The following is a 26,336-nucleotide window of genomic DNA, read 5'->3' as shown; positions in this document are numbered from 1 at the left end:
TTTTCAACTTCAATCTATTAAAAACAAAAAACCTGAAAAATAAAATCTTTCAGGTCTATAAGTTTAAAATAGTCAGTATCGTATTAACAGTCGGCCATATTCACGCTAATCGCCAAACCACCTTCCGAAGTTTCCTTGTATTTCGTATTCATATCTTTTGCCGTTTCCCACATCGTATTGATAACCTTGTCTAAAGGCACTTTGGCATTCTTAGGATCGGTTTCTAGGGCTAATTCTGCGGCGTTGATGGCCTTGATAGCGCCCATGGTATTTCTTTCGATACACGGAATCTGAACCAAGCCGCCAATCGGGTCGCAAGTCATTCCTAAATGATGCTCCATTGCAATTTCTGCAGCCATAAGTACTTGAGCCGGTTCGCCGCCCATCAGTTCGCACAAAGCTGCTGCTGCCATGGCAGAAGAAACTCCAATTTCGGCCTGACAGCCGCCCATTGCTGCGGAAATCGTAGCGCCTTTTTTAAAGATACTGCCGATTTCGCCAGCCACCATCAAGAACTGCTTGATTTCTTTTTCTCCTGCTTGGTGGTTTTCAATCACCATATAGTACATCAAGACGGCCGGAATCACGCCTGCGCTTCCGTTGGTCGGAGCGGTTACGACTCTTCCAAGTGAAGCATTCACTTCGTTGACTGCCAATGCAAAACAGCTGACCCATTTTAGGATCTGGCGGAATTTTACTTCTGTCTTACGAATAGTCTCCAACCATTCTTGCGGATTGCTGTAATTGGCCAGTCCGATAAGGTTCTGGTGCATGTCGAAAGCACGTCGGCGTACGTTGAGTCCGCCAGGCAAGATACCTTCAGAATGGCAGCCGATGTACATGCATTCGAGCATGGTATTCCAGATGCGCATCAATTCGCTGTGGATGTTTTCTTCCGTGCGCATTGACTTTTCGTTTTCATAAACGATTTCAGAAATGCTTTTGTTTTCCTTGATGGTATAATCAAGCAACTCTACCGCATTTTGTATCGGGAAAGGGAAGGCACATTTTATAGCCTCCTTTTTAATCGCATTCGCTCTTTCTTCTTTTACGACAAAGCCGCCGCCAATAGAATAGAACGTCGATTCGTATTCGCTATCGGCAGTGTAGGCGGTAAAAGAAAATCCGTTAGAGTGGAAAGGAAGGAAGTTTTTATTAAATACGATATCCGCTTCCATGTCAAACGGAATCATAGTCTCGCCCGCTAAAGGCAATTGCTTCCTTTTCTTGATCTCAGCAATGATTTTATCGATATTCTCAATCGGAATATACTCAGGATCGGCACCTGTCAGGCCTAACATGACGGCCAAATCGGTAGCATGCCCTTTTCCTGTCAGCGAAAGCGAGCCGAACAAATCTACTTTGATTCGGATGACCTTGCCTAAGATGTTTTCTTCACGAAGCTCTTTCAAAAAACGTTCTGCTCCGCGCCAAGGTCCTAAAGTGTGGGAACTCGACGGGCCGACGCCAATCTTAAGCATATCAAATACCGAGATACATTCTTCCATAGTAATTACAAGACAATTTTACGCAAATATAATTTTTTTACGATTGCGAAAACGTTGTAAATTTATTAAATGTGCATTATTCCTAGATGATTTTAGAAATTTGATATAATTGGGTGATTTAAAGAGGGTTGGTTTGATAAAGTCGTAAAGTCGTAAAGTTGCAAGTCGTAAAGTTGTAAAAAGTATAAGGCATGTTGGTGAGGTCTTAAAATACGTTTATAGTGAGTCGTCTAACAGAGTTGACAGGCTAAAGTGAGGTCATTTTGAGGTGTCTAACAGAGTTGACAGGCTAAAGTGAGGTCATTTTAAGCTTGTTTCAGCTTGGGAGAAGCTGTCAACTGCGATAAATGGGTTGCCGTTCAGAATTTTCGCCTTCCAAAACGAAATTTCTTTACATTTGGATTCTTATTAACTGTTTTATGAAAAAACTATTCATTGTCTTGATTCTGTCTTGTTTATCAAGTAGGGCACAAATCAAGAGTCCAGCAGAATTTTTGCCGAATTACGGAAAGCAGGTCAGCTTTTACAGCGAACTCGAATCCTATTACGCTCATCTAGTTGCCAATTCTAATTGGATACAGCATAATCCGTATGGCTTTACTTCGCAAGGACGCACTCTGAATACCTATTATATTTCGACGCCGGAGAATTTGAAAAACTTGGAAAGCATTCGAGAAAATCACCTGTATTCGATTGGCATGACCGATAAAAAAACTGCCACTGCAAATGAAAAAGCAATTGTCTGGTTAAGCTTTAACGTACACGGCAATGAAATAGGTGCGGCAGAAAGCGCGATGAAAGTAGCGTATGAACTGCTAAACCCTCAGAATGTAGAAACTAAAAAGTGGCTCGAGAATACGGTCATTATCTTAGACCCGTGCCTAAACCCTGACGGTTTTTCACGATATGGCAACTGGCTCCGCGATATTTCTGGAAAAAACATACATACGGAATTAGCGGATAGAGAACACATGGAACCATGGCCGGGCGGAAGACAGAATCATTATGCCTACGACCTCAATAGGGACTGGGCGTGGCAGACACAAGTCGAGACGCAGCAGCGCATGGTAATGTACAACCAATGGATGCCGCAAGTGCATGTTGACGTTCATGAAATGGGCTATAACGAGCCTTACTTTTTTCCGCCGGCGGCAGAACCGTTCCACGACTTTATCACCAAGCCCCAACGCGATTTCCATAACGCTATTGGCGAGAATACCTCTAAAAAATTCGATGCCCAAGGCTGGAGCTATTATACTAGAGAGCGCTTTGATTTGTTTTATCCAAGCTATGGCGATACCTATCCGAGTTTTAATGGTGCTATCGGAATGACCTACGAGCAAGGAGGCATCGGTGCCGGACGTGCTGTAATGATGCAGAACGGAAGCATCCTTACCTTGCAGGACAGGATCAATCATCACTCGGTAGCCGTATTGACTGCTGTAGAAACAGCATCAAACAGAAAGGAAAAGCTGATTGCGGATTTCAAGGCGTATTTTAAAGACAGCCGCCAGAACCCCAAAGGAAAATACAAGACCTATGTCGTAAAAAATAATGGCAAGTCAGAACAGCTGGCCGTACTGCTGCAACAGAATGGTATTGAGTTTGCGTATGCCGACGAAACCAAAAAGCTGTCAGGCTATCACTATCAATCCGATAAAGACAAGTCGTTCACGATTGAGCCCAACGATATGGTGATTCAAGCGAGCCAGCCAAAATCGGTCTTGACTCAGGTATTGTTTGAGCCGAACCAGCGATTGTCCGACAGCTTGTCTTACGACATTACGGCTTGGGCCTTGCCGCATGCTTTCGGTATTGAAAGCTATGCTTTAAAAAATGCGCTGTCTGTAAAATCCAAGACCCAGCTCAATCACCCGGATAAGATTGTTGCCGAAAATGTTTTTGCCTTTTATATTCCGTGGAACAGCAGGGTTTCAGCTAAAATTGTGGCTGGACTATTGCGAAAAAATATCAAGGTGCGTTCTTCAAGAAAGACATCGGCTTTTGGCGCTATCAAGATAGGGCTAGGTGATCTCATCGTATTGAAATCGGACAATCGCCAACTGCCTGATTTTGAAAAGACATTGGAGAGCTTATTGATTGAGAAATCGGACTATAACGTCATCAAGAGCGGCTTTTCTGTCAGCGGAAGCGATCTAGGCGGTGAAAACTATCCGCTGCTACGGGCGCCGAAAGTCTTGCTTTTAAGCGGCAGCACTATCAGCCCGACCGATTTCGGACAGGTCTGGTTTTATATGGACCAGATCATCAATTATCCTGTCAGTATTGTAGATGTAAACGATCTCAGGAGAATCAGCCTCTCTGAATTTACGACCCTGATCTTGCCTGACGGCTGGTATGACCTGTCCGACAGCCAGAAGAAAAATATCGATGACTTTATCTCAAAAGGTGGGAAGGTAATTGCCCTGCAGAATGCCCTAAGCTTGTTTGAAGACAGGGAAGGCTACAACCTTACGCAATATGCCACCGACGAAGAGAAAGACGAAGCCAAAAAAGAAAGCAATGAAGAAGCGCTGAAATTGCGCTTTCAGCAATACCAGAATGCGGAAAGGCGTTCGATTTCCAACGCCGTTCCCGGAGCCATCGTAGAGAATGTATTGGACAAGACGCACCCGCTTTCGTACGGACTGGGCGATACCTATTACAGCCTTAAAACATCGGACAAGCATTTTAAGATATTGAAAAATGTATGGAATGTGGCGTATGTTCCCGAACACTACAAAAGCTTTGGCTTTATTGGCAAGAACCTCAAAAAGAAACTAGAGAATACAGCTTCCTTTGCTGTAGAGCCGATCGGCAAAGGACAGGTGATTTATATGATCGACAATCCGCTTTTCAGGGGATTTTGGGAAAACGGAAATTTACTGTTTAGCAATGCCTTGTTTTTAGTCGACTAGCCATGAAAAGATATGTGCTTATACTAGTTGTTGTATTGTTTGGCGCGTATGCCAAAGCACAGACATTGAACGAGGTGTACGGACAGAGCGTCAAAGCTTACGAAGCTAAAGACTATAAGTCTTTTTTAGCATTGACCTTAAAGTTAGACAGCTTGAGACCATCGCACCCGACATTTACGTATAACCTGGCAGCGGCACACGCCTTAAACGGGAATGTCGAAGAAGCCAATTTGTATTTAGAGAAATTGGTACTGACAAACAACAAGACTGAATTTGAAAAGGATGCCGACTTCAAGAGCCTAGAAACTACAGCCGCCTATAAAAAGACCCTATTGTTGAAAGCCGAGCTGGAAAAAGAAATCAAGAATTCAAAGAAGGTGATTTCCTTATCCGAAAAAGACCTGCATCCCGAAGGATTGTTGTTTCTGGAGAAATCAAAGACTTGGCTGGCAACAAGCATCCGAAAAAGAAAAATCGTTTCTTTCAATCCTAAGACAGGAAAGTGTACCGACTGGCTTGCCGGCAAAAACATCTTGGCGGTTTTTTCGATCAAAGCAGACAAAGACGAGAAATATTTATGGGCGGCTACTGGCGCCTTGCCCGAAATGGAAAAATACTCGAAAGCACTAAAAGGAAAAGCAGAAATCTTAAAAATTGACATCAAGACCAAAGCCATCGTAAAACGGTTTTCTGTTGGCGGGGAACATCTTTTTGGCGATTTGGTGGTTGCTAAAAACAACGTGGTCTATAGCACCGACAGCGAAAAGCCGATTGTTTATAAGATCGAGAAAGATACGATTACGGAATGGCTCAGCCTTAACGGAGAAGCGCTCAGCCTTCAGGGAATAGCTCTCAATGCGGAGAATACAAAACTGTTTGTGGCAGATTACCTGAGCGGAATTGTAGCAGTAGACATCAAAAACAATGCTGACAGGTCATGGCTGGAATTTCCGAAAGGCAGTACCAAAAAGGGCATCGACGGCCTGACGTATTATGACAATTCGCTGATTGCGATTCACAATGGCGTGCAGCCGATACGCATCGTTCAATACAAGCTGGATAAAAACCAGAAGCAGCTGACAGGCTTTACCACCCTAGACAATAACCGTCCGGAATTTAATGAGCCGGTACTGTCGATGCTCAAAGGCAACAAGCTGTATTTCTTTGCCAATTCGCCTTGGAAGTTTTATTCTAAAGAATTTGCGTTGGATTTGAGCAAGTTTCAAAATCCGATGCTATTTAGTTATGATCTTAAAGGCAAAATATGAAGGCAATATCGATAATTTCATTACTGACGGTTGAAGAGAATGTGTTAGGTAAGATTTTGACAAAACGGGAATTTATTGTTCAGCAATGCTTTGTTTTTGGCAGACTAAAATGCAGTTACTTCCGTTATCTTCTATAAAAAAGATATGAAAAGAATAATCGTTCTGCTAGTAGCGTTTGCCCTTTTGAGTTGTGATAAAGACAATGACTCGTCTGCTTCAGAGGATCGCAATTTTAGACAAGACATGCGCGATTTTGTCATCGGAATCAGCCAAAAAGCAAAAGGCATCAAGCCTGGTTTTGCTGTCATTCCGCAAAACGGAATCGAATTGGTTTCTGAAAACGGAGAAGCAGACGGCCTTCCGGCCCAAGCTTATTTAAATGCCATCGACGGAAACGGACAAGAAGATCTGTTTTACGGATATGACAATGACGATCAAGCAACTCCTGCCGATATTTCGAATTATGTAAAAAGCTTTTTAAACCTTTCAAAGAACAAAGGCAAGACCATTTTGGTAACGGATTATTGTTCAACGGCTTCAAAAATGAACAATTCCTATCAAACGAATGCAGTAAACGGCTATATTTCTTATGCCGCGCCGCAACGGAATTTGACCGTAATCCCGACTACGGTTCCGAATAACTCCAATACTGCCGTAATCACAAACTTGTCACAGGCAAAAAATTTCTTGTATTTGATTAATACTGAAAACTTTGCATCGAAAACGGCTTTTATAAACGCCATACAAGCGACGAATTATGATGCGATTATAATGGATTTGTTTTTAAACGAGGAACAATTTACGGCTACAGAAATCAACCAATTGCGAGACAAAGCCAACGGCGGAAAACGTTTGGTCATCTGTTATATGTCTATTGGAGAGGCCGAAGATTACCGCTACTATTGGCAGCCTTCTTGGAATACGTCAAAACCCAACTGGATGGCGGCGGTAAATCCGGATTGGCCTGGAAATTTCAAAGTGAAATATTGGAATGAAGACTGGCAGAAAATTATTTATAAGAACAACGATTCTTATCTGGACAAAATTTTAGAAGCTAATTTTGACGGCGTTTACCTAGATATCATTGACGGTTTTGAGTATTTTGAGAAATAAAAAAAGTTTAAAAATGTCATCTTGTCATATTTATAAATGCCAATTTTAACAAAAACTGACAATTTTAATTATTTTTTGTCTTGGCACAAAGATTGTCTAATTGTTCACGAGTTCAAAAATTAGTATAGAAACAAAATATATATAAAAATGGGTAAAATAATCGGAATTGACTTAGGAACAACAAACTCTTGCGTTTCTGTTATGGAAGGAAGCGAACCAGTTGTAATTCCTAATGCTGAAGGAAAAAGAACAACGCCATCAGTAATTGCATTTGTTGAAGGTGGAGAAATCAAAGTTGGTGATCCTGCCAAAAGACAAGCAGTGACCAATCCAACAAAAACTGTTGCTTCAATCAAACGTTTCATGGGAAATAAATTCTCTGAAAGCGCTACAGAAGCTAAAAATGTACCTTACAGTGTTGTAAGAGGTGACAATGACACGCCACGTGTTGACATTGACGGCCGTCTTTATACGCCACAAGAATTATCAGCAATGACACTTCAAAAAATGAAGAAAACGGCTGAAGATTATTTAGGTCAAACAGTTACAGAAGCAGTTATTACTGTTCCTGCTTATTTCAACGATGCACAGCGTCAGGCTACAAAAGAAGCTGGTGAAATCGCTGGTTTGAAAGTAATGCGTATCATCAACGAGCCAACTGCTGCAGCTTTAGCATACGGTTTGGATAAAAAAGGTACGGATCAAAAAATTGCAGTTTACGATTTAGGTGGTGGTACTTTTGATATCTCTATCCTTGAATTAGGAGACGGAGTTTTCGAAGTATTGTCTACAAACGGAGATACACACTTAGGTGGAGATGACTTTGACCAAACTATTATTGACTGGTTGGCTGAAGAATTCAAATCAGAAGAAGGTTTGGATTTGCGTCTTGACCCAATGTCATTGCAACGTCTAAAAGAAGCTGCTGAAAAAGCTAAAATTGAATTGTCATCTTCTGCTCAAACAGAAATCAACTTGCCATACGTTACTGCAACAGCTACAGGACCTAAACACTTAGTGAAAACTTTGACTAGAGCGAAGTTTGACCAATTGACTGACGCGTTAGTAAAACGTTCTATGGCTCCAGTTGCCAAAGCATTAAAAGATGCTGGCTTGAGCATTTCAGATATCGACGAAGTTATCTTGGTGGGTGGTTCTACAAGAATCCCAAGAATCCAAGAAGAAGTAGAAAAATTCTTCAACAAAAAACCGTCAAAAGGAGTTAACCCTGATGAGGTTGTAGCTATCGGTGCTGCAATCCAAGGAGGTGTTTTGTCTGGAGATGTTAAAGATGTATTGTTGTTAGACGTTACGCCTTTATCTTTAGGTATCGAAACTATGGGTGGTGTTATGACAAAATTAATTGAGTCTAACACAACTATCCCAACCAAAAAATCGCAAGTGTTCTCAACAGCTTCTGACAACCAACCATCTGTGGAAATCCACGTTTTGCAAGGTGAAAGAGCTTTGGCTGCAGATAACAAAACTATCGGTCGTTTCCACTTAGATGGAATTCCACCAGCAGGTAGAGGAGTTCCACAAATTGAAGTAACTTTTGACATTGATGCTAACGGTATCATCAAAGTTTCTGCAACTGACAAAGGAACTGGTAAATCTCACGATATCAGAATTGAAGCTTCTTCTGGATTGACTCAAGAAGAAATCGAAAGAATGAAAAAAGAAGCAGAAGCAAATGCTGATTCTGATAAAGCGGCAAGAGAAAAAATTGAGAAATTGAACGAAGCGGACAGCATGATTTTCCAAACAGAAAGTCAGTTGAAAGAATTTGGTGAGAAATTATCGGATGCGAACAAAACAGCTATCGAATATGCCTTGACAGAATTGAAAATGGCGCATGCTAACCAAGACATCGCTACAATTCAACCAGCTTTAGACAAAATCAACGAAGCATGGAAAAATGCTTCTGAAGAGATGTACAAGCAAGGTGATGCTCAAGGCGCTCCACAAGATGCACAGCCGCAAGGTGAAGCAGGTGGTGACAACGTTCAAGATGTTGACTACGAAGAAGTGAAATAATCACTTTTTAGATTATAGTTCAAAAGCGCAGGGTTATGAACCCTGCGCTTTTTTTGTGCACTACTTTAACAATTAGGGTCTTATATTTTTTGTATTTTAGGCATTCCAAAAAAAAAATATACTATGAAAAAGACCGCATTTTTAATCTTACTCGTACTTACTGCTGCCTTTAGCTACGGACAGAAAAAAGGATCCAAAAAGAAAGCCGCTGCAAAACCAGCTTCAGCTGCCTTGGCAAAAGCAGACAATCTTACGGCAGAAATCGTAAAAGGAAATTTCTACCTGTTCATTAATAACAAAGCCAAAAAAGATACAATCGGAATCAAGACGGTTGATGAAAAGAATCCGCCTAAAAATTGCACGCTTAAAGGTTTTACGGCAAAAGGAATACCTTTATACCTGCTAACATGGACAGAGGAGATTACAACCAAAACCGAGTTAAAGACCGAAGTAAGAACCATTCTGTTTTCTGAAGTATACGATACGGCTTCAAAAACAAAGCTGTTTTCGAACCAGCAGACAACGACAAACATTACAGAGAAGGTTTTTCTTGATCGATTAAAGAACGCGTCGGAAACGCAAGAAAAGGTGAGAAGAGAAGGCTTTGAGTTTGTCTTGACACCAGAAGGTGACATCTTACAGAAGAACAAGACACAACAGAATACTTTTGCCTTCAATGCAGCGGATAAAAAATATGTAGAAGGAAAAACAACGAGTACGGCGCCAGCCGCACCGGCAAAGAAAAAGAAAGCCTAAGGTACAGCATAAAAAAACCGAGCACTTAGCTCGGTTTTTTTATTATCTGAAAATATTTCCAATGGAGTGGAAGATTCTTCCGAAGAAAGTTTTTCTTACGACGACAACCTCTCCTAACAGCATATAATCTGGTTTCATAATTATTGAAATCTTTTTATTGGAATTGACAATCATAGATTTGTTTTTCATTCCCATAAAGCTAAATTCCAGTTCATCTCCTTTATTGGCAGTCATTGAAAAACTTCCATCAAGGTCTGTTTGCGTACCAATTGATTTTCCCTTTATCATGACACTAACTCCAGGGAGTGGTATATCTTGATCTAATACCATACCGTTGATTTGTATTTCAGAAACAGAAAGAGTGTCATCAGTTGATTTTTCAGCATTACTTTTTTCTAGAGTCTGTTCTGTTTTTACCTTTTCTTGAGAAAAGAGCTGTTGATTTCCGACACTTAAAAAACTCAATATCCCAGTAACTCCAGCAATCCAAATACTGCTTTTCTCTTTTGGAAGCTGTAAATCTTTGTTTAGCTGTGTTTTTAAAAAACGACCACAGCTATTTGGCTCAGAATTGATTTTTTCAATAAGTTGCCTATCGGATAATTTTGTAAAATCATATACCGTCTTCTGGCACGAATTGCAGAATCGGCCTTTTTCTACAGCTGTCATCTCCTGCCAATTTTCGTGGCAAGGTTTCGGAATCGATATATTAATTTTATTAAACATCTGACTTTATTCTGAAATCTTGATCTCAAACATTTTGTCCCATTTTTTTCCGGTGACAAAAAGCGTTTTGGTTTTTGGGTTATAAGCCAATCCATTCAATACGTCGTTTCCTGGATCATGGCCGATCATGTTGACCTTAGTCTTTAATTCTCTTAAGTCAAGAATACCTTCAACAGCGCCAGTTTTCGGATTGATTACAGCTACGGCATCTTTTTGGTATACGTTTCCGTAAATTTTTCCGTCTACCCATTCCAGCTCATTGACAGCTTTTATCTTGCTTGCTTCAGAATATACGTTGATATAATCTGCTTCTTTCATAGTTTCCGGATCCAAAACCCAGATTTTTTCGGTACCGTCAGATTGGTATAATAACTTTCCGTCGTTACATAATCCCCAGCCTTCAACTTTTTTGAAGTACTCAAAAGTTTTGATTTGCTTAAGATTATCGGCATTATAGATAAAGCCTATGTTTTCTTGCCATGTTAGTTGGTACACTTTATTATTTAAGATCGTGATTCCTTCTCCGAAATAGCGGCCTTCCAAGTTGATGGATTGGTAGGCTTTCCCAGTTTTATAATCGGTTTTCAGCAATTTTGAAGTACCGCGCTGTCCAGTTCCTTCAAATAAAGTATCTCTGTAAAATTCCAATCCTTGCGTATACGATGTTTCATCGTGCGGGTAGGTATTCACTATGGTATACGTAAGCAATTTCGGCTTTACGTTAGAAACCACTTCGATTCGGGTTTCCGTTTCTACATTTTGTCCTTCATAATAGACAAGCGCTTTTACGTTTTGGTAGCCTAATTTGGTATCGGCCAAAGCAAAATCTAATTTCTTGTTTCCGACAACCGCACCGGCTCTTTTCTCGTTTACATAATAGATGATAGAGTCGATGGTCTTGTTTTTATCGTTCTTTAGCATCAAAGAAAGCGATTCTTGAGGCTGATATGACTCCTTTAAGCTAGCAGAATCAATGCTGAATAAATTTTTTTTCTCTTTTTCGTCATCACCGCAGGACACGATTACCGTCCCTAATAAAATGAATGCTAATAGTTTATGTTTTTTCATTGTTTTAAAATTGATTAGGACAATATACAACGTTATTTTATAACCGCCAATTGCCTTGCAAAAATATAAAATCTTTGTATATTTGCACCGGCAAGTCCTACACGACCAGCTCCTGCAGACTCCCCCAGGGTGGGAACACAGCAAGGGTAAGCGGTTGTAGCGGTGCGATGTAGGTCGCTTGCCATTTTTTTTAATCTTCCCTTTGCGGAGGATTTTTTGTTTTTAACCCTTTCAGGGTTTTAAACCCTGAAAGGGTTTGGATCAAAAATAAAATACTAAATTTGGCTTCATTTTCTAAGAAGCTATCATGTCTAAAATCATACTAATTACCGGCGGTTCTTCAGGAATCGGGAAATCCATTGGAGAATACCTCGTCCAAAAAGGATATACCGTCTATGGCACTAGCCGTAATCCAGAGCGTATCACCGGTTCTAAATTTCCTCTAGTCGCGCTTGATGTTCGAAATGTAGAAAGCATCCAGAATGCTGTTGCGGAAATCATCCAAAAATCAGGAAGAATTGACGTCGTAATCAACAATGCCGGTGTCGGTATTACGGGACCTTTAGAAGAGATTCCAACATCTGAAATCAAGAACAACTTTGAAACCAATTTTTTCGGGCCTATCGAAGTCATGAAAGCTGTGCTGCCGCAAATGCGCTCACAGAAATCGGGCTTGATTATTAATATTACTTCTATAGCTGGCTATATGGGATTGCCGTACAGAAGCGTCTATTCGGCTTCAAAAGGAGCTTTAGAGCTGATTACGGAAGCGTTGCGCATGGAAGTCAAAGATTTTGGCGTAAAGATTACCAATATCGCTCCAGGCGACTTTGCAACCAATATCGCTTCGGGCCGATTCCACGCGCCGCTGATCAAAGGCTCAGCTTATGAAAAGCCATACGGCGACACGCTAAAAATGATGGACGAACATGTGGATTCAGGAAGCAATCCGAACGAAATGGCGCTAGCTGTTGCCAAGATTATCGAAAATCCAGATCCTAAAATACATTACAAAGTAGGCGTTTTTATGCAGAAATTCTCGATTGTCCTAAAGAGGGTTCTGCCGGATAAAGTTTATGAAAAAATGCTGATGAACCATTATAAATTGTAATTTTGCTACCGAATTTTGAGATCTTATTCAAGATTTGATTATAAGCGTAAACACACAAATTAAACTATAACAGATGAAATTTTTTATTGACACGGCTAATTTGGCTCAAATTAAGGAAGCACAAGCTCTTGGCGTTTTGGATGGCGTAACAACGAATCCGTCATTAATGGCAAAAGAAGGAATCACAGGAAAAAACAACATCCTAAAACATTATGTAGATATCTGCAATATTGTAGAAGGTGATGTAAGTGCCGAAGTAAATGCGCTTGATTTTGACGGAATGGTAAAAGAAGGTGAAGAGTTGGCCGAACTGCATGAACAAATCGTGGTAAAACTGCCAATGACGAAAGAAGGCGTAATGGCTGCGAAATATTTTTCAGATAAAGGAATCAGAACGAATGTTACTTTAGTATTTTCTGCAGGACAGGCTTTATTGGCTGCAAAAGCAGGTGCTACTTATGTTTCTCCGTTTATCGGACGTTTGGATGATATTTCTACAGACGGCTTGAACTTGATCCAAGAAATCCGTGAGATTTATGATAACTATGGTTTTGAGACTGAAATCCTTGCGGCTTCTGTTAGAAATACCATGCACATCATCAACTGTGCTAAAATCGGTGCCGATGTCATGACAGGACCGCTTTCGGCTATCACAGGATTGCTAAAACATCCTTTGACTGATTTAGGATTGGCTCAGTTTGTTGCTGATTTTGAAAAAGGAAATAAATAAGAAGATCTTTTAGATATAAAAAAATCCCGCCTAAATTAAGCGGGATTTTTTGTTTATATTATTCACGAGATTATTTCAAATGCTCGATGAACTTGACATCAAATAAGTTGACGAAAGCGTTGTTGATCGTTCCATCTGCATTGGTCGTAATAGCGCGGTGTATTTTTGTAATGACCCATTTCTGTTTCAATTCCTCAAAATCTTTTACCCTGAATTCTTCTATATCGCTGAATTTGTATTTAGAAAGATTGGTCTTCCATTTGGATTGATTGTCGTCAACATTGACAGCAATAAAAGTATAGGCAGGATATTTAGCTTTTAGTTCCATTGCTTTTTTGTGGACGGTTTCGAAATGGGATTCTGCATTTTCTGTCCAGAAAAAGATGACGCATTTTCCTTTCACAACATCCTCGCTGCTAACAGATTCTCCATTCAAATCAATCAAGCTGACTTTTGGCAAAGGATTGCCATTTTTTAGCATCTGGATTGCGTTGCCTATTTTTATGATTTCATTCTGGTTGCCTTTGTCCGTTGAAAGCTGGTTATAGCGGTCAAGGAATTTCTTATTGTTTATGATATGCTGGTCTTCTAATAGATAAGCAAAAGCAATATTGTCTAGGATCGTATTTTTTATTTCCGGATTCTTGAAAAGCGTGTCAGCAATATTAAGCTTGGTGATGTTCATGTCTAAAGCCTTGTCTTCTTCCGAAGCCTTTTCGTCCGCTTTTTCCAAGGCCATATTGTTGAGCATGTAGGTAAGATATTTTACAAAAGGAGAGAAATTAGTCAAATCCTTGTTATTGTAATCAATCTCGTCGCGGTATTCATAAAAATTCTTCGGCAATTTTTGAGAGACATTTTCGCCTGTCCTGATTTCATGAATTACAGGATAAATTTCTTTTTTCGTATAATAAGGAAAATCAAGAGAAGCCAAAGCATAAAGGTCAAACTCATCACTCCATTTTAAAGCTTCTTTCTTGGTCGTATAGTAGTTTTTCCTAGAAGTATAGGCCGAGTCGATGTATTTGTTGAATTTATTCAAGTCATAGTCAAATACCGTAAACATTTTGTTTTTGTCTTCCTCATTCTTAAGATACATTTCCATCAAGAAATTGTTCTTTTCTTCGCCGCGGCCGCAAAACACAACAGATTCGTCAAAGTCATTAGAATTCATGCGTACCATAATACTGTCGTTCTTGTCAAAGTAAACATATTGGTATTCTGGCTCGTGCTTGAAAGTATATAATCCAGGAGCCAAAGAATCGAATTTCTTAAAAAAACGATTGTTCCTGTCCAAAGGAATAGTATCTATCACTTTGTTGTCTTTAAGAAACAGGACATAGCGATTTAGAGGATTTGTAACTTCGCCACCGAAATAAGCAGTAAAATTATCGTTTTTGAATTTATTTTCGCAGGATCCCATTAGGAACAGGCTGAAAATTGAAAACGATACGATTTTAAAAACTTTCAAATTGTGCATGTAGTTTAGATCTAATAAACAAAAATATTCAGATGCATCTAGATTCTCTGTTAAGGCATAGTTAAATATAGATGCCTTCAATTATTTAGAATGCGATTAAATAATTAAATAAGAACTTTAAGTTTATGCTGTAAAACTATCTCCGGTTCCTATGCCAAAAGTGCAGTATTTTTTCTACTTTTGCAAAACTTTTTTAAAAACTATAGCAATGTTAACAGTAAATAATTTATCAGTACAGTTTGGCAAAAGAATTTTGTTTGATGAAGTAAATACAACCTTTACAGATGGTAATATTTACGGAGTTATTGGAGCAAATGGTGCTGGAAAATCTACCTTCTTAAAAATACTTTCAGGAGAATTTGACCCGACTTCAGGGAATGTTTTCTTGGAACCGGGCAAACGTATGTCGGTGCTGAACCAAAATCACAACATGTTCGATGAGCATACGGTTTTGGAAACAGTAATGATGGGAAATAAAGTGCTGTATGCCGTTAAAAAAGAAATGGACGAGCTTTATCTGGATTATACAGATGAAAATGCAGACAGGATAGGCGAGTTGCAGGTACAGTTTGAAGAAATGAACGGCTGGAATGCTGATTCTGATGCGGCTTCTTTGCTTTCGAGCTTAGGCATTACAGAAGACAATCACTATACTTTGATGGCCGATATGGAAGGAAAACTAAAAGTCCGCGTGCTTTTGGCACAAGCGCTTTTTGGTAATCCTGACGTTTTGATTATGGATGAGCCTACCAACGACTTGGATTTTGAAACTATTGCTTGGTTAGAGAACTTCTTGGCAAACTATGAAAATACCGTAATCGTCGTGTCGCATGACCGTCACTTCTTGGATGCCGTGTGTACGCATATTTCGGATATCGACTTTGGAAAAATCAACCATTACTCTGGAAACTATACCTTCTGGTATGAGTCTAGCCAGTTAGCCGCAAAACAGAGAGCACAGCAAAACAAAAAAGCTGAAGAAAAGAAACAAGAATTAGAAGAATTTATCCGTCGTTTTAGTGCGAACGTGGCAAAATCGAAACAAGCTACTTCGCGTAAGAAAATGATCAGCAAATTGAATATTGCCGAAATCAAGCCATCGAGCCGTCGTTACCCGGCGATTATCTTTGACCAAGAAAGAGAAGCGGGAGACCAAATCTTGAACGTAGTAAATTTAAGCGCTTCAATTGATGGAGAAACGTTGTTCACAGGTGTAGATTTAAATATGGCAAAAGGCGACAAGATTGTCTTGTTTTCTAAAGATTCGCGAGCTACGACAGCTTTTTATGAAATCTTAAACGGAAACCAAACTCCGGATTCTGGAACTTTTGATTGGGGAATTACAACGACTCAAGCGTATCTTCCGGTTGAAAACCACGATTTCTTTGAAAACGACCTGACTTTAGTAGATTGGTTAAGACAGTGGGCAAAAACAGAAGAAGAGCGTGATGAAGTGTATATCCGCGGATTCTTAGGGAAAATGATTTTCTCTGGTGAAGAAGCTTTGAAAACAAGCCGTGTATTGTCTGGAGGAGAAAAAGTACGTTGCATGCTTTCTAGAATGATGATGCAGCGAGCAAATGTCCTGATGTTAGATGAGCCTACAAACCACTTGGATTTGGAATCGATTACCGCTTTCAACAACTCATTGAAAAACTATAAAGGTTCTGTTATTTTCACGACACATGACCACGAGTTTGCACAAACTGTAGGTAACAGAGTGATTGAACTGACGCCAAAAGGAGCCATCGATAGATACATGACTTTTGACGACTATCTTGACGATGAAAAAGTACAAGAGCTTAGAAAGAAAATGTATTCTTAAGGAATAAGCCTCATGCAAATAAAAAAATCCCGTTCTTAAAAAGTACGGGATTTTTTGGTTTAAAATGGTTGGTTTTGGTTATGGTGTTTTATTTCTTAAATCTGCTGATGATAAAGATGATCAAAGCGATGATGGCAACAACAATAAAAATGCCGACGCCCACGCCGAGATTAAAAATACCTTCTACGACTTCGCAACTTGAAAAAGAAAGAAGTATCAAAAGCATAATGGATATTCTAGATATCTTGTTCATGGTTTCTAGTTTTTTATTTTTATAAAGTTCTCCATTTTGCACAGAAAAATATTACATCATTAGTATTTTTGGTTATATAATTATGATCCTGTTGGCATATGGCCTAAAACTGTATTTTTAATTTTACTTAAAAATAAATTTTGCCTACTTTTACAAACCAAACACAACACTTCATTATGAGTCAAAAAATATTGCTTACTTCAAAAGAAGTCAATATCATTCTGCATCGTTTGGCCTGCCAGTTAATTGAAAAGCATCTCGATTTTTCAGACACGATTCTTGTTGGTATTCAGCCACGCGGAACTTTCTTGGCAGAACGCCTCAAAGAAATCCTTCAAAATGAATACCATGTAAAGGAAATAGCTTTAGGTTATCTGGACATCACTTTTTTTAGAGATGATTTCCGCAGGACTGAAAAACCTTTGGAAGCCAATAAGACGCAGATTAATTTCTTGGTAGAAAACAAAAAAGTGATTTTTATAGACGATGTTTTATATACCGGAAGAAGCATCCGTTCGGCCTTGACTGCAATACAGTCTTTCGGAAGACCGGCTGAGATTGAATTGCTGGTGTTGATCGACAGGCGTTTTAGCCGCCATCTGCCAATTCAGCCTGATTACCGCGGCCGACAAGTAGACTCGATAAACAATGAAAAGGTAAAGGTCAGCTGGAAAGAGCAGGAGGGAGAAGATGTGGTTTATCTGGTGACCAACTAATAAGTTCTTAAAATAACAACAACACAACACATATAAAAATGAGCGAATTAAGCGTAAATCATTTATTAGGAATAAAATATATCAACAAACAAGATATTGACCTTATTTTTGAAACAGCCGATCATTTTAAGGAAGTCATTAACCGTCCGATAAAAAAAGTCCCTTCACTTCGAGATATTACCATTGCCAACATATTTTTTGAAAACAGTACAAGAACCAAGCTTTCGTTCGAATTAGCCCAAAAGCGACTTTCGGCTGACGTCATCAGTTTTTCGGCAGCGCAGTCTTCGGTCAAAAAAGGAGAAACCTTGATTGATACCGTAAACAATATCCTTTCGATGAAAGTCGATATGGTCGTAATGAGGCATTCCAACCCAGGAGCGGCTTATTTCCTTTCGCAGAACGTAAATGCGAGTATCGTCAATGCAGGCGATGGAGCGCATGAGCATCCGACTCAAGGTTTACTGGATTCTTTTACGATCAGAGAAAAATTAGGCGAAGTAGCCGGAAAGAAAGTGGTTATCGTAGGCGATATTTTGCATTCGAGAGTAGCGCTGTCGAATATCTATGCCTTGCAGATGCAGGGAGCTGAAGTAAAAGTCTGCGGACCAAAAACCCTGATTCCAAAATATATTGAATCTTTAGGAGTTACTGTCGAGCCAAATCTGAGAAAAGCTTTAGAATGGTGCGACGTGGCCAACATGCTCCGCGTACAGAACGAACGAATGGATGTGAATTATTTTCCTTCTACAAGAGAATACGCACAGCAGTATGGAGTAGACAAGGCCTTGTTAGATTCGTTGAGCAAAGAAATCGTAATCATGCACCCGGGACCTATCAACCGAGGCGTAGAGATTTCTTCAGATGTAGCCGATTCACAGCAGTCTGTCATCCTAAACCAAGTCGAAAATGGCGTGGCAATACGAATGGCGGTGATTTACTTATTGGCTTCAAAAATCAAGCAATAGCTAGCAAAAAGACAAAAACCTTTGTAACTTTGAATTGCTGCAAAGGAAATTCGTATTTCATAAAATAAATAAAATGAAAGTAGATCAAAAAGGACATACTACCGTAATAAAAGATACTCAAGGGAGTGTAAATTCCTTCCTTGAAAAAGTGACGAACGAATACGGCAGTTTTAAAAATCAAAACCTTATCTTGGATATTTCGGCCGATAAAGAGGTAACGCTTGACCAAGTATTATCTTTCCTTTCTTTGTCTAACAAACATAGAAAAGCAAAGAAATCATTTGTTTTAGTAATTAACGATTTTGATTTTAACGAAGTTCCTGATGAGATGATTGTCGTTCCTACGCTTCTTGAAGCGCATGATATTATTGAAATGGAGGAAATCGAAAGAGACCTCGGATTTTAATCTCTGTTTGCATTTAAAATGAAACTGACGATCTTAGGCTGTTATGCCGCAACACCCCGAACCATTACCAATCCGACATCGCAGGTATTGGAAATCAGGGACCGAATGTTCTTGATCGACTGCGGAGAAGGAACCCAAGTCCAGTTGCGAAAGAATAAGATCAAATTCTCGAAAATAAACCACATTTTTATTTCGCACCTTCATGGCGATCACGTGTATGGATTGGTCGGACTAGTTTCTACCTACATGCTCCTGAATCGCGTAAACGACCTGCATATTTACGGTCCAAAAGGAATTAAGGAAATCATCACGCTGCAGCTAAAACTGTCGAATTCATGGACCAACTATAATCTCTATTTTCACGAATTAGAATCGACAGTATCTGAAACCGTTTTTGAAGACGATAAGGTTGTCGTTAAGACCATTCCTTTAAAACATAGGATTTATACGAATGGCTACTTGTTCCAAGAGAAATTTAGCGAAAGAAGGCTTAATATTGATGCTGTACAGCAGTATGAAATAGACCAAGTCTATTACAGAAAAATCAAGCATGGCGGTGATATTACTTTAGAAGACGGTGGTGTCATTCCAAACTCAGAGCTGACTTTTGATCCCGAAAAACCGAAGAGCTATGCCTTTTGCTCGGATACGGTTTATAATGAAGATATCCTGCCTTTGATCGAAGATGTTGATGTGCTTTATCACGAATCTACCTTTTTAGAAACAGAAGCCTTGCTGGCGGAAAAAACGATGCATTCTACCGCAAAAGAAGCAGCAAGAATAGCACTGAAGGCAAAAGCTAAAAATCTTGTCTTAGGCCATTATTCTACACGATACGAATCTATTTTAAAGTTCAAAGAAGAAGCGGAGACCGTTTTTCCAAATGTGCTTTTGGGAGATGATGGGGAGAGTTTTTCTTTTTAGGCACTAAGGTTCTAAGAAAAGAAATTCATTATTGAAACAACTTAGCTGATTCTCTAAAATAAACCAACCTAAGTGCCTTAGCGACTCAGAACCTTAGTACCTCAAAACTAAACTGACAAATATCATATCCCAACATACTAAACTTTGTAACTTTGTGTTTCAGAAACTCTCTATTAAAGAAACATGAAAGACTTAAGCAACTACAGAAAATCATACGAAAAAAGCGAGCTTATCGAAGGCGCTATTCCTGATAACCCTTTTGAATTGTTTTCTACTTGGTTTAATGAAGCCGAGGCTATTGGCGGTACCGAAGAGGTCAATGCTATGACCATTGCTACGATTGGCCAAGATGGTTTTCCAAAATCAAGAATCGTGCTTTTAAAACAGTTTACGTCTGAAGGCTTTATTTTCTTTACGAACTACGAATCGGAAAAAGGGAAATCAATCGCAGAAAACCCAAATGTCTGCTTGTCTTTTTTCTGGCCTTATGCCGAAAGGCAGGTAATCATTAAAGGCAAAGCAGAAAAAACATCAGATCAAGTTTCTGACGAATATTTCCATTCCCGACCTTTTGGCAGTCAGCTTGGCGCCGTTGCTTCTCATCAAAGCGAAGTCATTTTGAATAGGGAAGTGCTGGAAAATAAAATCCGTACTCTCGAAACGGAATTTTCTGGAAAAGAAATTACGCGACCTTCCTATTGGGGAGGTTATCTTGTGAAACCCCATGAAATTGAATTTTGGCAGGGAAGACCTAATAGATTGCACGACCGCATTCGTTTTCAACTTCAAGATTTGGCTTGGAAAAAAGACCGCCTTTCTTCTTAGAATGTAGGTTTTTACTTCTAAAAAATATAATAACATGCATTTCGTCGATTTTATTTTGCAGTTCAACGATGTTTTTGTAATATTGAATCGTTAAGTAAGAGTTGTGCCCCATCATGATCTTGCTTGATATTTGAAAAAGTTTTCCCAAAGGCTTTTTTGAATCTAAATCTTAATCTACTTAACCTATGAAAGCAATGATGCTCAGAACATTAGTGCCAATGGCTCTGTTGTTCACTATGTTATCCTGTTCTTCGGACTCTTCTGATGAAAACAATGTCCCTAATTCGACCCTCGTAGAGAATTATGACTACAATCCCACAGAATTAGATTTAATGCGCATTATCAACGAACACCGGCAATCCGTTAATTTGCCAATTCTACAGCCAATCAATCATATCTCTTACAAGTCTGAGGAACACAATGAATACATGATTGAAAATAACGTTGTCAACCATGCTTTTTTTGAAGAAAGATCACAAAACCTTATCCAAGTACTTGGAGCGGTAAAAGTTAATGAAAACGTGGCCTACAACTATCAAACGCCACAAGCTGCATTAAACGCATGGCTACAAAGTCCTGGCCATAAAGCGAACATCGAAGGAGACTTTACCCATTTCGGAATCTCTGTTCGTACAAGCCCAGAAACAGGACGCAAGTATTATACGAATATGTTCATAAAAAAATAAGAAAGCCGAGACTCAGTAAAAAGGACTGCAGTTTCATGCAGTCTTTTTTTTGAAGCGGCCTAAAAAGATTGTTATTTACGTTCACCTTTCATTTATTACTGATTGCAATAATTCAACAGGAATTATTTTTTTTAGATAATTAATATTAGATGGGGTTTAATTTTCGTGGATTATTTATAGAAGCTTAGGCTGTTTATACAATAGATTCATATAAAGATTGTTCTTTTGTTTTGATTAATCTTTCAGTACCGAATGTGTGAAAACTATTGTATGGGGATATATTTTTAAAATATATTACAGTAGGGTAAATAACAAAAAAAGCATCCTTCTAGTCAAGGATGCTTTTGCTTTTTATGGGCATTTAGGATTATAATTCAGTTATGATAAATTCACTGCGTCTGTTTAACTGATGCTCTTCTTCTGAACATTCAACTCCATCAGCACATTTGTTTACTAATTGGGTTTCGCCATAACCTTTTCCTGTTAATCGCGAAGCTTGTATTCCATCTTGTATCATCCAAGCAATTGTTGATTTTGCTCTTCTGTCGGATAGTTTTTCGTTGTATTTGTGTGTTTGTCGGCTGTCGGTATGCGATCTTACATCTACTTTCATCGTAGGGTATTCACGCATCACATCAACAATTTTAGCCAAATCTGTAGCTGCATCTGGTCGGATGTTCCATTTGTCTAAGTCAAAATAAATAATCTTGATTCCAAATGTTTTTGCTAAATCATCACCCACTTTGACTTTCTTAACTGATTTTTCAAGAGCAATCGGAAGATCGGTTTCACCGCTTTCTTTAGGCAGCGTCACTTTTACTTCTTTAGTAACATACTCTGGTTTTTCAGCTTTTACGTAATACGCTTTACCACATTGTACGTCTTCGAAAACATATTTCCCGGTAGCATCCGATGTAGTTTCTTTTAGCTTGTTGAATTTCTCGTCAGACAAAGTCACTTTTGTGTTTGGAAGGATAGCTCCCGTTTCCATGTCTGTTACGATTCCTGATAAAAGCTGTTGGCAGGCAAATTCTAATTTTTTAGTCTCAAGGAATTTGTAAATGTCATCGTTTCCGTTTCCGCCTTCTCTGTTAGAACTGAAGAAGCCATTGCTGGTTTTTGTATTGATAACAAATCCGAAGTCGTCTTTTTTGCTGTTTGCCGGTTCTCCGATATTTTTTACTTCTTTAAAACTTCCGTCTTTTTCAATTTTTGAAACAAAGATGTCGAATCCGCCAAGGCCAAGCTGACCATCAGAAGCAAAATACAATTCATTTTCATCCGATACAAAAGGAAAAGATTCTCTTCCAGGCGTATTGATTTTAGGACCTAAATTTTCTGGAGTTCCAAAACTTCCGTCGGCATTAATGCTAACTTTGAAAATATCAGACTGGCCTAACGTTCCTGGCATGTCAGAAGCAAAATACAATGTTTTTCCATCCGGACTCAAAGCAGGGTGGGCCACGCTGTAATTATTATTGTTGAAAGGCAATTCGGTTACATTGGTCCATTTATCACCTTCCAGCGTAGCTTTGTATATTTTCAACAACGTTACTTTGTCGCTACTTTTTCCTTTTTTTCCGTCGTTATAATTGTTTCGGGTAAAGTACATCGTCTTTCCATCTTTGGTAAAAGCTGGAGTTGCTTCATGGAATTTTGTGTTCAGGCTTTTCGCAAATTTTTGCGGAGCAGACAAATCACCTTCCGGACTCATATCGGCAACATACATGTTTGTGAAATATTGATTGGTCCAAGAATGCTGTCTTTTCGAGAAATTTCCGGTATCTCTAGCAGAAGTAAAGACAACTTTGTCGCCAAAGAAAGCACTTCCATAATCAGAATATTCAGAATTTATACCTGCATTTTCTACATTGTATCTTCCGGAATTCTTCTTGATTTCTTCTAGATAATTTTTTCTTTCTTCGTATAATTTTCCTCTAGAATCGATACCCGACTTTTGGTTGAATTTTTCAAGCATTTCGTTTGCTTTGCTATAATCACCGATACCTTTCAAAGATTGAGAATAACGATAGTAATATTCGGCGTCTACATCTTGTGTCATTGCAAAAAGCTCACCGTACCATTTCGCGGCATTTTCCAGATCAGCATTGAAATAATAAGAATTTCCAAGCTTCTGGAGCATGTCTTGCGATTTGTATCCTTTTTCTGCAACACGCTCGTATGTTTTTATTGCATCGACGTAAGCGTATTTTTCGTATTCCTTATCCGCTGATGCTACAGCTGCTTTTTGCGAATATCCGCTGATACAGATGATGCTTAAAAAAGCTATATATGTAAATTTGATTTTCATAATTACGCAGTATTAGAAGAACCTAGGTGAAGTTACTTTGTTGAATTTATTGAAAAGCTCGAATCGTAGGAACACCTCATGTGAGCCCGAGTTGTAGTTGGACAGTTTTGTTGTTTCTAGATCGTATCCGTACCCTACGAATATTCCATCGGTAACTTGAAAACCGGCCATTGCGCTTACCGCGGCATCCCATCTCCAGGCAGCTCCAATCGTAAATTTGTCGTTGAACAAGAAGTTTCCAGACACATCAAGCTGTAGGGGAGCGCCTTCAATTGTTTTCATAAGGAAAGCGGGCTTGAATTTGATAGTAGGGCTTAAGTCAAATACATAACCTCCGATTAAGTAGAAATTCATTCGTTCTTTGTATACAGAAACAGAATTGTCTTCATATCGAGTTGATTCGAAAAAGTTAGGCACAGAAAGACCTACATACAATTTATCGGAGTGAAAATAAACTCCGGCACCAACATTTGGCGTAAAATTATTGTTGAAATTTTGCAGATGCGAATCTCCTGCATCGGCTGGATTTAATTTGTTTACGTCTAAGCTGAATAGGTTTGCTGTTCCTTTGATACCAAATGAAAGATTATACGTTTCCGATGTCTTTACAGTATAGGAGATGTCTGCCGAAATTGTATTTTCGTCAGTTGGACCGATCCTGTCATTGACAAAAGAAAGTCCGACACCTAATTTACTATTATTAATAGGAGTATTTAAAGAAACTGCATTGGTCACAGGAGCACCGTCTAATCCAACCCATTGTGTTCTGTGAAGGCCAAAAATGCTCATGACGCCTCTTGAACCAGCATAAGCCGGATTTATATTAATAGTGTTGTACATATACTGCGTGTATTGTGCATCTTGTTGCGCAAAACCTGCAAAACCTGCCAACATTAAAGCGAAAAATAAAAATTTTGTTTTCATTTATTTTGTTTGTTTAGTTCCAGGGACTTACATCCCTGGAAGTTAGACTTTATCTATTAATATATAGATAGCTTGCTTTTTCTCTAGATTTTCCATCAGCATCTACGTATTTAAGTACGTAGTAGTATGTTCCATCAGGCAATTCTTCTGATTTTTTAACTGTTGCTCGACCTTCTGATATTCCTCGGAAGACTTTATTTGTATTATCATATCCTTGAGCATCGAATACTAAAACACCCCAGCGGTTATAGATTTCTACCGTATTATTTGGGTAACAATCAAGACCTTCAATCATAAAGAACTCATTTAGAGTATCTCCATTTGGTGATATTGCATTGTGTACGATGATCTCGCAAGGCGCTAAAACGATACATTCGTCATTTACATTCATGTTGACTTGAATAGTTCTAGGACAATCGCCATTAGCGATAACATAGCTCAAGATGTAATCTCCAAGTGCAACTTGCGCAGGATTAAATGTGCTTCCCTGTAATCCGCCTGAATTATTAGTATCGACCCATGTACCTGTTGTTTCTACTGAACCATCAAGCAATGTGAACAAATCAATTGAAAGATCCTCGACACACAGTTCGCTAGGAATTGTTTGCGTTGGGCTTGTTATCGTAACATTTACAATTTGTGTAAATGTATTTGAATTGCCACAGCTGTCAGATGCAGACCAAGTTCTCACGATAGTATAACCTGTTGCTGTCTGATTTTCAATCTGTTCATCAAATATAACATTTTCTACTGAAGAACAAGAGTCTGTAAATTGTAAGGCTGGCGCATCTGGAATAGCACTACAAACCACATTTATCGTTCCTTCAAAAGGAGTAATTAATGATGGAGCAGTATTATCTTCTACTGTGATGGTTTGGGTTGCTGAAGTTGTGTTTCCACATAAGTCAGTAGCAATCCAAGTTCTTGTTATCACTGAATCACCAGTACAAGCTCCATTCGCTGTAGTTTCTGTCATCGTAACTGTTGCAAGACTACAGTTGTCAGTTGCCGTTAGAGTTACTGCTGTTGGAATTGCTCCACAAGCTACGGTAACGTCTGCCGGTACAGTCTCAACAAATGTAGGGGCTTGCGTATCGCTTACCGTTATTGTCTGGATATGTTCTGCAGTATTGCCGCATAGGTCAGTCGCAGTCCATTTTCTTGTAAGCGTGTAGCTTCCGGCGCAGGCACCGTCAGTCCTAGTCTCAGCAAAAGTCACCGTTGCAGTTCCGCAGGCATCAGTCGCAGTCAATACAGCCGCAGCCGGGATGTTGTCGCAAGATGCAGCCAGTTCAGCAGCAGGCAATGTTCCTACGAAAGCAGGAGCCTGAGTATCGGTTACATTCACTACTTGAGTGTGCTCGGCTGTATTGCCGCAAAGGTCAGTAGCCGTCCATTTTCTTGTAAGCGTGTAGCTTCCGGCGCAGGCACCGTCAGTCCTAGTCTCAGCAAAAGTCACCGTCGCGCTTCCGCAGGCATCTGCAGCGGTAAGTACAGCCGCAGCCGGGATATTGTCGCAAGACGCAGCCACTTCGGCAGCAGGCATTGTTCCTGCGAATACAGGAGCCTGCGTATCGGTCACGGTCACTGTCTGAATATGCTCGGCAGTATTTCCGCAAAGGTCAGTAGCCGTCCATTTTCTTGTAAGCGTGTAGCTTCCGGCGCAAGCACCATCAGTTCTAGTTTCAGCAAAAGTTACAGCCGCACTTCCGCAAGCATCGGTTGCAGTAAGCGTAGCCGCAGCCGGGATATTGTCGCATGACGCAGCCACTTCAGCCGCAGG

Annotated in this window: 22 protein-coding genes and 1 other RNA gene; 15 read left to right on the top strand and 8 right to left on the bottom strand. The window is 39.5% G+C overall.

Translation table 11 applies throughout. From position 1 onward, the window contains the following. Positions 1–83: 83 nt before the first annotated feature. A complete protein-coding gene (locus tag GGR22_RS10050; RefSeq protein ID WP_182493555.1) occupies positions 84–1,508 on the bottom strand; it encodes an L-serine ammonia-lyase in 1,425 nt (474 codons plus the stop codon). 419 nt (positions 1,509–1,927) lie between these two features. Between GGR22_RS10050 and GGR22_RS10045 the strand changes: the two genes are divergently transcribed. From GGR22_RS10045 to GGR22_RS10025, 5 genes are all read left to right on the top strand, one after another. Next, positions 1,928–4,426 carry a M14 family metallopeptidase gene (locus GGR22_RS10045; RefSeq protein ID WP_182493554.1) on the top strand — a complete coding sequence of 833 codons (2,499 nt, stop codon included), beginning with the start codon at positions 1,928–1,930 and terminating at the stop codon, positions 4,424–4,426. Positions 4,427–4,428: 2 nt separating this feature from the next. Next, entirely contained in the window at positions 4,429–5,694 is a 1,266-nt protein-coding gene (locus GGR22_RS10040; RefSeq protein ID WP_182493553.1) for an SMP-30/gluconolactonase/LRE family protein, read from the top strand. A gap of 144 nt (positions 5,695–5,838) precedes the next feature. Beyond that, positions 5,839–6,807 carry an endo alpha-1,4 polygalactosaminidase gene (locus tag GGR22_RS10035; protein WP_182493552.1) on the top strand — a complete coding sequence of 323 codons (969 nt, stop codon included), beginning with the start codon at positions 5,839–5,841 and terminating at the stop codon, positions 6,805–6,807. 147 nt (positions 6,808–6,954) lie between these two features. Continuing rightward, a complete protein-coding gene (gene dnaK / locus GGR22_RS10030) occupies positions 6,955–8,844 on the top strand; it encodes a molecular chaperone DnaK (RefSeq protein WP_121376296.1) in 1,890 nt (629 codons plus the stop codon). Between the two features lie 123 nt (positions 8,845–8,967). After that, positions 8,968–9,600 carry a hypothetical protein gene (locus GGR22_RS10025; protein ID WP_182493551.1) on the top strand — a complete coding sequence of 211 codons (633 nt, stop codon included), beginning with the start codon at positions 8,968–8,970 and terminating at the stop codon, positions 9,598–9,600. Between the two features lie 42 nt (positions 9,601–9,642). Here the strand turns inward: GGR22_RS10025 and GGR22_RS10020 are convergent, their stop codons facing one another. Then, positions 9,643–10,326 carry a carboxypeptidase-like regulatory domain-containing protein gene (locus tag GGR22_RS10020; protein WP_182493550.1) on the bottom strand — a complete coding sequence of 228 codons (684 nt, stop codon included), beginning with the start codon at positions 10,324–10,326 and terminating at the stop codon, positions 9,643–9,645. A 6-nt stretch (positions 10,327–10,332) separates the two neighbouring features. After that, the gene (locus GGR22_RS10015) at positions 10,333–11,394 is read right to left on the bottom strand and encodes a glutaminyl-peptide cyclotransferase (RefSeq protein WP_121376612.1); all 1,062 of its coding nucleotides are present in this window, start codon (positions 11,392–11,394) and stop codon (positions 10,333–10,335) included. An 88-nt stretch (positions 11,395–11,482) separates the two neighbouring features. Here GGR22_RS10015 and ffs point away from each other — a divergent pair. The 3 genes from ffs to fsa all read left to right on the top strand — a co-directional run bounded on the left by ffs (position 11,483) and on the right by fsa (position 13,235). Continuing rightward, an RNA gene (gene ffs / locus GGR22_RS10010) (signal recognition particle sRNA small type) lies at positions 11,483–11,581 on the top strand. A 120-nt stretch (positions 11,582–11,701) separates the two neighbouring features. Beyond that, on the top strand, positions 11,702–12,505 hold the full coding sequence (locus GGR22_RS10005; RefSeq protein ID WP_182493549.1) for an SDR family oxidoreductase: 804 nt from the start codon (positions 11,702–11,704) through the stop codon (positions 12,503–12,505). A 73-nt stretch (positions 12,506–12,578) separates the two neighbouring features. Then, on the top strand, positions 12,579–13,235 hold the full coding sequence (gene fsa / locus GGR22_RS10000; RefSeq protein WP_182493548.1) for a fructose-6-phosphate aldolase: 657 nt from the start codon (positions 12,579–12,581) through the stop codon (positions 13,233–13,235). A 70-nt stretch (positions 13,236–13,305) separates the two neighbouring features. Here the strand turns inward: fsa and GGR22_RS09995 are convergent, their stop codons facing one another. Further along, on the bottom strand, positions 13,306–14,715 hold the full coding sequence (locus GGR22_RS09995; protein WP_182493547.1) for a TlpA family protein disulfide reductase: 1,410 nt from the start codon (positions 14,713–14,715) through the stop codon (positions 13,306–13,308). Positions 14,716–14,923: 208 nt separating this feature from the next. Between GGR22_RS09995 and GGR22_RS09990 the strand changes: the two genes are divergently transcribed. Next, entirely contained in the window at positions 14,924–16,540 is a 1,617-nt protein-coding gene (locus GGR22_RS09990; protein ID WP_121376291.1) for an ABC-F family ATP-binding cassette domain-containing protein, read from the top strand. An 88-nt stretch (positions 16,541–16,628) separates the two neighbouring features. Here GGR22_RS09990 and GGR22_RS09985 read toward each other — a convergent pair whose 3' ends face one another. Next, positions 16,629–16,793 carry a hypothetical protein gene (locus tag GGR22_RS09985; protein WP_170148781.1) on the bottom strand — a complete coding sequence of 55 codons (165 nt, stop codon included), beginning with the start codon at positions 16,791–16,793 and terminating at the stop codon, positions 16,629–16,631. 176 nt (positions 16,794–16,969) lie between these two features. Here GGR22_RS09985 and pyrR point away from each other — a divergent pair, with 176 nt between their 5' ends. From pyrR to GGR22_RS09955, 6 genes are all read left to right on the top strand, one after another. Beyond that, the gene (gene pyrR / locus GGR22_RS09980) at positions 16,970–17,509 is read left to right on the top strand and encodes a bifunctional pyr operon transcriptional regulator/uracil phosphoribosyltransferase PyrR (protein ID WP_121376289.1); all 540 of its coding nucleotides are present in this window, start codon (positions 16,970–16,972) and stop codon (positions 17,507–17,509) included. Between the two features lie 38 nt (positions 17,510–17,547). Further along, complete coding sequence (locus GGR22_RS09975; protein ID WP_182493546.1) at positions 17,548–18,477, top strand: aspartate carbamoyltransferase catalytic subunit; 930 nt, start codon at positions 17,548–17,550, stop codon at positions 18,475–18,477. A gap of 73 nt (positions 18,478–18,550) precedes the next feature. Continuing rightward, a complete protein-coding gene (locus GGR22_RS09970) occupies positions 18,551–18,883 on the top strand; it encodes a ribonuclease Z (protein ID WP_121376287.1) in 333 nt (110 codons plus the stop codon). Between the two features lie 18 nt (positions 18,884–18,901). Continuing rightward, positions 18,902–19,807, top strand: a complete 906-nt coding sequence (locus tag GGR22_RS09965) for a ribonuclease Z (protein WP_182493545.1) — start codon at positions 18,902–18,904, stop codon at positions 19,805–19,807. Between the two features lie 183 nt (positions 19,808–19,990). Then, positions 19,991–20,632 (top strand): pyridoxamine 5'-phosphate oxidase, encoded by a 642-nt coding sequence (pdxH, locus tag GGR22_RS09960; RefSeq protein WP_182493544.1) that lies wholly within the window; start codon positions 19,991–19,993, stop codon positions 20,630–20,632. A gap of 194 nt (positions 20,633–20,826) precedes the next feature. Continuing rightward, positions 20,827–21,318 carry a CAP domain-containing protein gene (locus GGR22_RS09955; protein ID WP_317169788.1) on the top strand — a complete coding sequence of 164 codons (492 nt, stop codon included), beginning with the start codon at positions 20,827–20,829 and terminating at the stop codon, positions 21,316–21,318. Between the two features lie 367 nt (positions 21,319–21,685). Here GGR22_RS09955 and GGR22_RS09950 read toward each other — a convergent pair whose 3' ends face one another. From GGR22_RS09950 to GGR22_RS09940, 3 genes are all read right to left on the bottom strand, one after another. Then, the gene (locus tag GGR22_RS09950) at positions 21,686–23,629 is read right to left on the bottom strand and encodes an OmpA family protein (protein ID WP_182493542.1); all 1,944 of its coding nucleotides are present in this window, start codon (positions 23,627–23,629) and stop codon (positions 21,686–21,688) included. A 12-nt stretch (positions 23,630–23,641) separates the two neighbouring features. Beyond that, a complete protein-coding gene (locus GGR22_RS09945) occupies positions 23,642–24,553 on the bottom strand; it encodes a PorP/SprF family type IX secretion system membrane protein (RefSeq protein ID WP_182493541.1) in 912 nt (303 codons plus the stop codon). 49 nt (positions 24,554–24,602) lie between these two features. After that, a partial coding sequence (locus tag GGR22_RS09940) for a gliding motility-associated C-terminal domain-containing protein (RefSeq protein WP_182493540.1) occupies positions 24,603–26,336 on the bottom strand: 1,734 nt, incomplete at its 5' end.

The organism is Flavobacterium gossypii, from assembly GCF_014138495.1.
In the GTDB taxonomy this organism is placed as follows: domain Bacteria; phylum Bacteroidota; class Bacteroidia; order Flavobacteriales; family Flavobacteriaceae; genus Flavobacterium; species Flavobacterium endophyticum.
This window is presented reverse-complemented; position numbering and strand designations above follow the sequence as displayed.

Bases quoted from the DNA above. Each gene is read 5' to 3' on its own strand.
- GGR22_RS10050 (WP_182493555.1), bottom strand. From the start codon at position 1,508: ATGGAAGAATGTATCTCGGTATTTGATATGCTTAAGATTGGCGTCGGC.
- GGR22_RS10045 (WP_182493554.1), top strand. From the start codon at position 1,928: ATGAAAAAACTATTCATTGTCTTGATTCTGTCTTGTTTATCAAGTAGG.
- GGR22_RS10040 (WP_182493553.1), top strand. From the start codon at position 4,429: ATGAAAAGATATGTGCTTATACTAGTTGTTGTATTGTTTGGCGCGTAT.
- GGR22_RS10035 (WP_182493552.1), top strand. From the start codon at position 5,839: ATGAAAAGAATAATCGTTCTGCTAGTAGCGTTTGCCCTTTTGAGTTGT.
- dnaK (WP_121376296.1), top strand. From the start codon at position 6,955: ATGGGTAAAATAATCGGAATTGACTTAGGAACAACAAACTCTTGCGTT.
- GGR22_RS10025 (WP_182493551.1), top strand. From the start codon at position 8,968: ATGAAAAAGACCGCATTTTTAATCTTACTCGTACTTACTGCTGCCTTT.
- GGR22_RS10020 (WP_182493550.1), bottom strand. From the start codon at position 10,326: ATGTTTAATAAAATTAATATATCGATTCCGAAACCTTGCCACGAAAAT.
- GGR22_RS10015 (WP_121376612.1), bottom strand. From the start codon at position 11,394: ATGAAAAAACATAAACTATTAGCATTCATTTTATTAGGGACGGTAATC.
- GGR22_RS10005 (WP_182493549.1), top strand. From the start codon at position 11,702: ATGTCTAAAATCATACTAATTACCGGCGGTTCTTCAGGAATCGGGAAA.
- fsa (WP_182493548.1), top strand. From the start codon at position 12,579: ATGAAATTTTTTATTGACACGGCTAATTTGGCTCAAATTAAGGAAGCA.
- GGR22_RS09995 (WP_182493547.1), bottom strand. From the start codon at position 14,715: ATGCACAATTTGAAAGTTTTTAAAATCGTATCGTTTTCAATTTTCAGC.
- GGR22_RS09990 (WP_121376291.1), top strand. From the start codon at position 14,924: ATGTTAACAGTAAATAATTTATCAGTACAGTTTGGCAAAAGAATTTTG.
- GGR22_RS09985 (WP_170148781.1), bottom strand. From the start codon at position 16,793: ATGAACAAGATATCTAGAATATCCATTATGCTTTTGATACTTCTTTCT.
- pyrR (WP_121376289.1), top strand. From the start codon at position 16,970: ATGAGTCAAAAAATATTGCTTACTTCAAAAGAAGTCAATATCATTCTG.
- GGR22_RS09975 (WP_182493546.1), top strand. From the start codon at position 17,548: ATGAGCGAATTAAGCGTAAATCATTTATTAGGAATAAAATATATCAAC.
- GGR22_RS09970 (WP_121376287.1), top strand. From the start codon at position 18,551: ATGAAAGTAGATCAAAAAGGACATACTACCGTAATAAAAGATACTCAA.
- GGR22_RS09965 (WP_182493545.1), top strand. From the start codon at position 18,902: ATGAAACTGACGATCTTAGGCTGTTATGCCGCAACACCCCGAACCATT.
- pdxH (WP_182493544.1), top strand. From the start codon at position 19,991: ATGAAAGACTTAAGCAACTACAGAAAATCATACGAAAAAAGCGAGCTT.
- GGR22_RS09955 (WP_317169788.1), top strand. From the start codon at position 20,827: ATGATGCTCAGAACATTAGTGCCAATGGCTCTGTTGTTCACTATGTTA.
- GGR22_RS09950 (WP_182493542.1), bottom strand. From the start codon at position 23,629: ATGAAAATCAAATTTACATATATAGCTTTTTTAAGCATCATCTGTATC.
- GGR22_RS09945 (WP_182493541.1), bottom strand. From the start codon at position 24,553: ATGAAAACAAAATTTTTATTTTTCGCTTTAATGTTGGCAGGTTTTGCA.